Origin of the sequence: Micromonospora sp. WMMA1996 (genome assembly GCF_002573675.1) — a bacterium.
In the GTDB taxonomy this organism is placed as follows: Bacteria; Actinomycetota; Actinomycetes; order Mycobacteriales; family Micromonosporaceae; genus Micromonospora; species Micromonospora sediminicola.
The window spans coordinates 3,096,370-3,105,000 of record NZ_PDHU01000001.1; the positions used below are offsets into that span (position 1 = coordinate 3,096,370).

Genomic DNA, 8,631 nt, shown 5'->3' on the forward strand with positions numbered 1-8,631 from the left:
GTTCTCCGCCTCTGCTCAGGCCTGGTCGATGCTGGCGAGCGTCTCGCGCAGCGTCTCGTACGCCGCCTCGTACTGCGCGATCTGGTCGGCCGGGGCGAGCGCCTCGGCGTTGGCCATGCCCCGCACCGCGGCGTCGACCGCCGGGTGCCGGGCCTCGCCGACCTCCTCGACCGGCGCCGGGCGGACACCGGGCGGCGGGCCGGGGCGCGCGGGCGGGCCGGGGCGCGGCCCGGGAGGCGGACCCGGGCGGAAGGGCGCGCTCACGAGTCGGCCGCCCGGCGCCCGGTGGTCTTCTTCGCCGGCCGCACCGGGGCGGCGGGCGAGTCCTCGGCCGGTGTGCGCGCCACGGTGGCGGCCGGCTTGCGCGCGATCGCCTTCTTGGCCACTGCCTTCTTCACGACCGCCTTGGACGGCGCCGGGGTCGGCGCCGCTCCGGTCGGCGCGACCTCCGGCGGCTCGGCCCCCGACGGCGCGGGCTCGGTCGACGCGCCGCTCGACGGCGTGGGCCGCTCGGGGCCCGCGCCGGCCGGGACGGTGCGGGCCTCGCGCAGCTGCCGTTCCAGGTCGTGCACCCGCCGGGTCAGCTCGGCGACCTCGTCGGCGGTGGCCAGGCCGACCGCGCCGAGTGCCCGGTCCACCTCGAAACGCACCAGCTTGGTCAGCGCCTCCCGGTTCGACAGGCCGGTCGCGACCAGTTCCTCGGCGAGGGACTGGAGCTGCGCGGCCGTCGCGCCACCCTGGCCGACGACGCGCATCACCGCGTCCTGCGCCTTCTTCCGGGGCGCCTCCGTCAGGCCCATGGCCAGCTCGAGGTAGGCGCGCCACGCGTCCTGCATGCCTGAGTCCTTCCGCGGGGCGAGGTGTGCAGGTGCCACGCTACCGGGCGCCTGGGACGTCCCATTGCGGTACGGTGCCGGGAAACGGCGTGGCTCGTGGTGAGGAGACGATGTGGCCAGCGTGGATGAGTGCCGGCAGGCGTTGCAGGACCTGGCGACCCGGCTGGACCAGCACGCCGAGGCGCAGGGGAAGATCGACCTCGACCGCACCCTGGCCTGCCGGATCACCGACCTGGGCACCGCCTTCCACGGTCGGCTGGAGGGCGGCCGGCTGGTCGACCTCGCCGACGGCGACGACCCGAAGGCCAAGATCGCGCTGAGCACCGGCAGTGACGACCTGGTCGCCCTGGTGCACGGCAGGCTCGACATCATGTCGGCGATGGCGTCCCGGCGGGTCTCCATCAAGGCCAACCCGTTCGACCTGATGAAGCTCCGCAAGCTGCTCTGAGCGGCCGGCGGCTCAGCCGTCGAGACCGAACGCGGCGAGCGCCTCCGCCGCCTGCGCCGAGCCGGCCCGCACGCGCGGGTCGACCGACGTCGACCAGGCCACCGCGCACAGCGCCGCGAGCGCGTCCAGCGGCCGTCCCGCACCGTCGAGGACCAGCTCCCCGCCGGTCACGGTCACCGACCAGCCGCCGGCGTCCGGCCGGCCGGGCACCGCCACCACGGCCGCCGGGTCGAAGAGCCCCGCCAGGTCGAAAGAGACGTACGCCGGCCGGCGCGACTCCGGCGCGGCCAGCAGCTCGGCGGCGTCGCTGACCCCGGTGAGCACCAGCAGGCTGTCCAGCCCGGCCCGACGGGCACCCTCGATGTCGGTGTCGAGCCGGTCCCCCACCACCAGGGTCCGCCCGCTGCCGGCACGCCGGGCGGCGGTGGTGAACAGCGCCGGCTCCGGCTTGCCCACCACCACGTCGGGATCCCGGTTGAGCGCGGTGCGCAGCACCGCCACCAGCGAGCCGTTGCCGGGCAGCGGTCCGCGCGGGCTGGGCAGCGTCCGGTCGGTGTTGGTGGCGTACCAGGGCGCGCCCGCGCGGACGGCCAGGGACGCCTCGGCCAGGTCGGACCAGCCCACCTGCGGCCCGTACCCCTGGGCCACGGCAGCGGGCTCCTCGTCGGCCGTGGACACCGGCCGCAGACCCACCGCGCGCAACTCCGCCCGCAACGCCTCCGCGCCGACCACCAGCACCGGCGCGCCGGCCGGCAGTCGGTCCCGGAGCAGTTCGGCGGTGGCGGCCGCCGAGGTGAGCACCTCGGTCGGCCGGGCCGGCACGCCCATGCCGGTGAGCAGGTCGGCCACCTCGCTGGAGCGGCGGGAGGCGTTGTTCGTCGCGTACGCGACCGCCCGCCCCTCGTCGTGCAGCCGGGCGACCGCCTCGACCGCGCCGGGGATGGGCCGGTCGATCAGGTAGATGACCCCGTCCAGGTCGAAGACGACCAGGACGTACCCGTCGACCAGCCAGCCGCCCGCCCCGGCACGGTCGGGTGCACCCCGGTCCGCGCCGGAAGCGGTGTCCCCGGCGGGCGCTGTCACCGGCGCTCCGCCGCCTCGTCACCGCCGGCAGGCGTGCCACCGGACGCGGGCGGGGTGTCACCGGCGAGCGACTCCGCCTCGGCGTCGGTCAGCTCGTCGTCGCCCAGGTCGCCGGCGTCGCGGTCGCGGTAACCGGCCCGAGCCGCGTCACCGGCGTCCGCCGTGTCGGCGCCGTCGGCCCGCGGACGGGTGTCGCCGTCCAGGTCGTCGTCGTCCTCGTCTTCGTCCTCGAGGTCGTCCTCGTCGTCCTCGAGGTCGTCCTCGTCGTCGAGGTCTTCGTCGTCGAGGTCGTCGTCCTCGTCTTCGTCGTCGAGGTCGTCGTCCTCGTCTTCGTCGAGGTGGTCGTCGGCGGCGTCGGTCTCGTCGTCGGGGCGCGCGGCCGCCGGGCCGGTGCCGTCCGCGTCGTCCGCCGGCTCGTCGTCCTCGTCGTCACCCTCGATGACCACGCCGTCGAGCTCCAGCAGCCGCTCGGCGGCGTCGGTCTCGCCCTCGGAGTCGACGTCGGCCGCCCGGGAGAACCACTCCCGGGCCTCCTCACGTCGGCCCACGGCGAGCAGCGCGTCCGCGTACGCGTAGCGCAGCCGCGCCGTCCACGGCTCGGGCGAGTCGGTGGTCAGCTCGCGGACCTGCAGCATCGCCACGGCCGCGTCCTTCTGCCCCAGGTCGCCCCGGGCACCGGCGGCGACGATCAGCAGCTCGATGGCGACGGCCTGGTCGAGCTTCTCCCGGTCCGCGCCACGGAACAGGTCGATCGCCCGTTCCGGCCGGCCCAGCGCCCGCTCGCAGTCGGCCAGCACCGCCAGGTGACTCTGCAGGCCACTCATCCGGTGGTACGTCCGCAGCTCGGCGATGGCGGTCTGCCACTCCCCCGCGTGGTACGCGGCCAGCCCGACCGCCTCCCGCACCGCGGAGATACGCGAGGCGAGCCGGCGGGCCGCCATGGCGTGCGCCAGCGCCAGCGTCGGGTCGTCGTCGATCAGCAGGCCGGTCGCGACCAGGTGCCGGGCGACCGTCTCCGCGACCGGCTTGGCGAGCGAGAGCAGCTCCGCGCGGACGGTCGAGTCGAGGTCACTCGCGACCACCTCGTCCGGCAGCTCCGGCGCCTCGCCGGTACGCCCCTCGCCGCGCTCATCCTGACGCTCACGCTGCGGCCCGTAGTTGCCCGGCCGGTCCTCGTAGCCGCGACGCTCCCCGCCCCGGTCGTCACGCCCACCCCGGTAACCACCCGGGGCCCGGTCCTCGCGACGGAAGCCGCCGTCGCGGTCGCCGCCCCGGTAGCCGCCCTCGCGACGCTCGCCGCCGCGGAAGCCGCCCTCACGACGGTCGCCGCCGGGCCGGTTGTCGCGGTCGCCCCCACGGAAGCCACCCTCGCGACGGTCACCACCGCGGAAACCACCCTCACGGTCACCGCCACGGAAACCACCCTCACGACGGTCACCGCCGCGGAAACCACCCTCGCGGTCACCGCTCCGGAAGCCGCCTTCGCGACGGTCGCCGCCGCCGGGCCGGTTGTCGCGGTCACCGCCACGGAAACCACCTTCACGACGGTCACCGCTCCGGAAGCCGCCTTCGCGACGGTCGCCGCCGCCGGGCCGGTTGTCGCGGTCACCGCCACGGAAACCACCTTCGCGACGGTCACCGCCGCGGAAACCACCTTCACGGTCACCGCTCCGGAAGCCGCCTTCACGGCGGTCGCCGCCGCCGGGCCGGTTGTCGCGGTCACCGCCACGGAAACCGCCCTCGCGACGGTCGCCGCCCCGGAAACCACCCTCACGGTCACCGCCACGGAAGCCGCCCTCACGGCGGTCGCCGCCGCCAGGGCGGTTGTCGCGGTCGCCCCCACGGAAACCGCCCTCGCGACGGTCGCCACCGCGGAAGCCGCCCTCGCGACGGTCGCCGCCACGGAAGCCGCCCTCGCGACGCTCACCACCGCGGAAACCACCCTCGCGGTCGCCACCGCGGAAGCCACCTTCGCGACGGTCGCCGCCACGGAAGCCGCCCTCGCGACGCTCACCACCGCGGAAACCACCCTCGCGGTCGCCACCGCGGAAGCCGCCCTCACGACGGTCGCCACCCCGGAAGCCGCCATCGCGGTCCCCGCCACGGAAGCCACCCTCACGACGGTCGCCGCCGCCGGGGCGGTTGTCGCGGTCACCCCCACGGAAACCGCCTTCACGACGGTCCCCGCCACGGAAGCCGCCCTCACGACGGTCGCCGCCGCCGGGGCGGTTGTCGCGGTCACCGCCGCGGAAGCCACCCTCGCGACGCTCACCACCGCGGAAACCGCCCTCACGGTCCCCACCGCGGAAGCCACCCTCGCGACGCTCGCCACCGCCGGCCCGGCTGTCGCGACGGAAACCGCCGTCGCGGTTCTCGCCACCACGGAAGCCGCCGGCGCGGTCGTCGCGGCCACCCCGGTACGAAGGACGGTCGTCGCGGCGGGCGTCGTTACGCTCCCGGCCGCGGTCGGCGCTGTCCTCGTGACGGCGGGGCCGGTCCCCGCCCTGCGGTCCTGAACTCACAGGTGCATCCTTCCTGATGGCGTTTCCGCCGTAACGCTAACGCAGTCGAGGGCCGACCCTGCTGGGGCGGCCCTCGACTGAAAGATTGTCCGGCGGTGTCCTACTCTCCCACACCCTCCCGAGTGCAGTACCATCGGCGCTGGAGGGCTTAGCTTCCGGGTTCGGAATGTTGCCGGGCGTTTCCCCTCCGCCATGACCGCCGTAACTCTATGAACATGTCAACCAACCCGATGGGTGGTGTTTGTTCAGAGTTGCACAGTGGACGCGTAGCAGCTTGGTAGTCAAGTCCTCGGCCTATTAGTACCGGTCAACTGAACCCGTTACCGGGCTTACATTTCCGGCCTATCAACCCAGTCGTCTAGCTGGGGGCCTTACCCCACAAATGTGGGTGGGATACCTCATCTTGAAGCGAGCTTCCCGCTTAGATGCTTTCAGCGGTTATCCCTTCCGAACGTAGCTAACCAGCCGTGCCCCTGGCGGGACAACTGGCACACCAGAGGTTCGTCCGTCCCGGTCCTCTCGTACTAGGGACAGCCCTTCTCAAGTATCCTACGCGCACGGCGGATAGGGACCGAACTGTCTCACGACGTTCTAAACCCAGCTCGCGTACCGCTTTAATGGGCGAACAGCCCAACCCTTGGGACCTGCTACAGCCCCAGGATGCGACGAGCCGACATCGAGGTGCCAAACCATCCCGTCGATATGGACTCTTGGGGAAGATCAGCCTGTTATCCCCGGGGTACCTTTTATCCGTTGAGCGACACCGCTTCCACATGCCAGTGCCGGATCACTAGTCCCGACTTTCGTCCCTGCTCGACCTGTCAGTCTCACAGTCAAGCTCCCTTGTGCACTTGCACTCAACACCTGATTGCCAACCAGGCTGAGGGAACCTTTGGGCGCCTCCGTTACCCTTTAGGAGGCAACCGCCCCAGTTAAACTACCCACCAGACACTGTCCCTGAACCGGATAACGGTCCGAAGTTAGATACCCAAATCAACCAGAGTGGTATTTCAAGATTGCCTCCACCCATACTGGCGTATGGACTTCACCGGCTCCCACCTATCCTACACAAGCTAATTCAGATACCAATGTCAAGCTATAGTAAAGGTCCCGGGGTCTTTCCGTCCTGCCGCGCGTAACGAGCATCTTTACTCGTAATGCAATTTCGCCGGGCCTGTGGTTGAGACAGTGGGGAAGTCGTTACGCCATTCGTGCAGGTCGGAACTTACCCGACAAGGAATTTCGCTACCTTAGGATGGTTATAGTTACCACCGCCGTTTACTGGCGCTTAAGTTCTCCGCTTCGCCCCGAAGAGCTAACAGGTCCCCTTAACGTTCCAGCACCGGGCAGGCGTCAGTCCATATACATCGAATTACTTCTTCGCATGGACCTGTGTTTTTAGTAAACAGTCGCTTCCCCCTGCTCTCTGCGGCCATACAACGCTCCACCCGCGCGGGGCTTCACGTCTCCGGCCCCCCTTCTCCCTAAGTTACGGGGGCAATTTGCCGAGTTCCTTAACCACAGTTCGCCCGATCGCCTCGGTATTCTCTACCTGACCACCTGTGTCGGTTTGGGGTACGGGCCGCTAAGAACTCGCTAGAGGCTTTTCTCGGCAGCATAGGATCACTGACTTCACCTGAATCGGCTCGGCATCACGTCTCAGCCTATGTGCACCGCGGATTTGCCTACGGTACGGCCTACACGCTTACCCCGGCACAACCACCGGCCGGGATCAGCTACCTTCCTGCGTCACCCCATCGCTTGACTACTACCCGTCAGGTTCCCACGCTCACCACCATCAGTCCGAAGACGTCCGGCAGCTCGGATGGTTAGCACAACGAGGTTCATCAGGGTCGCTCTTTCGCGGGTACGGGAATATCAACCCGTTGTCCATCGACTACGCCTCTCGGCCTCGCCTTAGGTCCCGACTCACCCAGGGCGGATTAGCCTGGCCCTGGAACCCTTGGTCATCCGGCGGAAGGGTTTCTCACCCTTCTTTCGCTACTCATGCCTGCATTCTCACTCGTGCCGCGTCCACAGCTGGGTCACCCCGCTGCTTCACCCCCGGCACGACGCTCCCCTACCCATCCACACACCTGCACAAGGAATCAAGTCCAAGCGAGGTTGAAATGTGAATGCCACAGCTTCGGCGGTGTGCTTGAGCCCCGCTACATTGTCGGCGCGGAACCACTTGACCAGTGAGCTATTACGCACTCTTTAAAGGGTGGCTGCTTCTAAGCCAACCTCCTGGTTGTCTATGCGATCCCACATCCTTTTCCACTTAGCACACGCTTAGGGGCCTTAGCTGGTGATCTGGGCTGTTTCCCTCTCGACTACGAAGCTTATCCCCCGCAGTCTCACTGCCGCGCTCTCACTTACCGGCATTCGGAGTTTGGCTGATTTCGGTAAGCTTGTGGGCCCCCTAGACCATCCAGTGCTCTACCTCCGGCAAGAAACACGCGACGCTGCACCTAAATGCATTTCGGGGAGAACCAGCTATCACGGAGTTTGATTGGCCTTTCACCCCTAACCACAGGTCATCCCCCAACTTTTCAACGTTGGTGGGTTCGGCCCTCCACGCGGTCTTACCCGCGCTTCAGCCTGCCCATGGCTAGATCACTCCGCTTCGGGTCTAGAGCATGCGACTATGTTCGCCCTATTCAGACTCGCTTTCGCTACGGCTCCCCCACACGGGTTAACCTCGCCACATGCCACTAACTCGCAGGCTCATTCTTCAAAAGGCACGCCGTCACCCCGCAAGGCTCCGACGGATTGTAGGCGAACGGTTTCAGGTACTATTTCACTCCCCTCCCGGGGTACTTTTCACCATTCCCTCACGGTACTCGTCCGCTATCGGTCACCAGGAAGTATTTAGGCTTACCAGGTGGTCCTGGCAGATTCACGGCAGATTTCAGGAGTCCGCCGCTACTCGGGAACACCCACAGAAGACTGGCAACTTTCACCTACCGGACTATCACCGTCTACGGTCAGCCATTCCAGACTGTTCGACTAGCCACCAGCTTTGTAACTCCTCGAGTGCGTGTCAGCACACTCAGCAGGGTCCCACAACCCCAACCACGCAACCCCTGACAGGTATCACACGCAGCCGGTTTAGCCTCAATCCGCTTTCGCTCGCCACTACTCACGGAATCACTATTTGTTTTCTCTTCCTACGGGTACTGAGATGTTTCACTTCCCCGCGTTCCCCCCACACACCCTATGTGTTCAGGTGCGGGTGACATCACATGACTGATGCCGGGTTTCCCCATTCGGACACCCTGGGATCACAGCTTGGTTGACAGCTCCCCCAGGCCTATCGCGGCCTCCCACGTCCTTCATCGGCTCCTGGTGCCAAGGCATCCACCGTTCGCCCTTGACAACTTGACCACAAAGATGCTCGCGTCCACTGTGCAATTCTCAACAAACAACCAACCCACAACCCACAGCCCCACACCAAACCCGACCACCGCCGGCGGTATGCAGGACCAGGCCATGCCTGGATAACCGTCTCCCACCACCACGGGCAGGAGCATGGTTCTGAAAAAACAACCGTGGTTGTTCCTTCAGGACCCAACAGGGTGCTTACATCAGTCACCAGCCGCACCACGGACTCGTTCCCACCACCCCCGAAGAAGCAGCTGTACTAGAGGAACCATGGCCGTTGCCGGCACCCGACTTGCCAGTGTCTCCGCCATCTGAGCACCCCGACCCGACATTCGCAGGTCGCGGGCTCCATGCCACC

At 68.0% G+C, this 8,631-nt stretch carries 6 protein-coding genes and 2 rRNA genes; 2 read left to right on the forward strand and 6 right to left on the reverse strand.

What is annotated here, in order from left to right; all coding sequences use genetic code 11:
* Positions 1-15 precede the first annotated feature (15 nt).
* Entirely contained in the window at positions 16-264 is a 249-nt protein-coding gene (locus COO58_RS14115) for a hypothetical protein (protein WP_091577877.1), read from the reverse strand.
* A complete protein-coding gene (locus COO58_RS14120; RefSeq protein ID WP_098745301.1) occupies positions 261-836 on the reverse strand; it encodes a hypothetical protein in 576 nt (191 codons plus the stop codon). The genes COO58_RS14115 and COO58_RS14120 overlap by 4 nt, the downstream gene beginning before the upstream one ends.
* Before the next feature lie 112 nt (positions 837-948).
* On the opposite strand from COO58_RS14120, the gene COO58_RS14125 reads away from it, so the two are divergent.
* Positions 949-1,284 (forward strand): SCP2 sterol-binding domain-containing protein, encoded by a 336-nt coding sequence (locus tag COO58_RS14125; RefSeq protein ID WP_091577881.1) that lies wholly within the window; start codon positions 949-951, stop codon positions 1,282-1,284.
* A 12-nt stretch (positions 1,285-1,296) separates the two neighbouring features.
* On the opposite strand, the gene COO58_RS14130 is transcribed toward COO58_RS14125, so the two are convergent.
* Positions 1,297-2,292, reverse strand: coding sequence for an HAD-IIA family hydrolase (locus COO58_RS14130; RefSeq protein ID WP_176558875.1), 996 nt, complete (start codon positions 2,290-2,292; stop codon positions 1,297-1,299).
* A 71-nt stretch (positions 2,293-2,363) separates the two neighbouring features.
* Positions 2,364-3,308: a tetratricopeptide repeat protein gene (locus COO58_RS14135; RefSeq protein WP_255292702.1), complete on the reverse strand. Its 945-nt coding sequence runs from the start codon at positions 3,306-3,308 to the stop codon at positions 2,364-2,366.
* Between the two features lie 57 nt (positions 3,309-3,365).
* On the opposite strand from COO58_RS14135, the gene COO58_RS30205 reads away from it, so the two are divergent.
* Positions 3,366-4,883 (forward strand): hypothetical protein, encoded by a 1,518-nt coding sequence (locus COO58_RS30205; protein WP_176558706.1) that lies wholly within the window; start codon positions 3,366-3,368, stop codon positions 4,881-4,883.
* Positions 4,884-4,976: 93 nt separating this feature from the next.
* Here the strand turns inward: COO58_RS30205 and rrf are convergent.
* Together rrf and COO58_RS14145 are read right to left on the reverse strand one after the other, a co-directional pair.
* Positions 4,977-5,093: ribosomal RNA gene (gene rrf, locus COO58_RS14140) — 5S ribosomal RNA — on the reverse strand.
* Positions 5,094-5,166: 73 nt separating this feature from the next.
* A 23S ribosomal RNA gene (locus COO58_RS14145) occupies positions 5,167-8,276 on the reverse strand.
* Positions 8,277-8,631 lie beyond the last annotated feature (355 nt).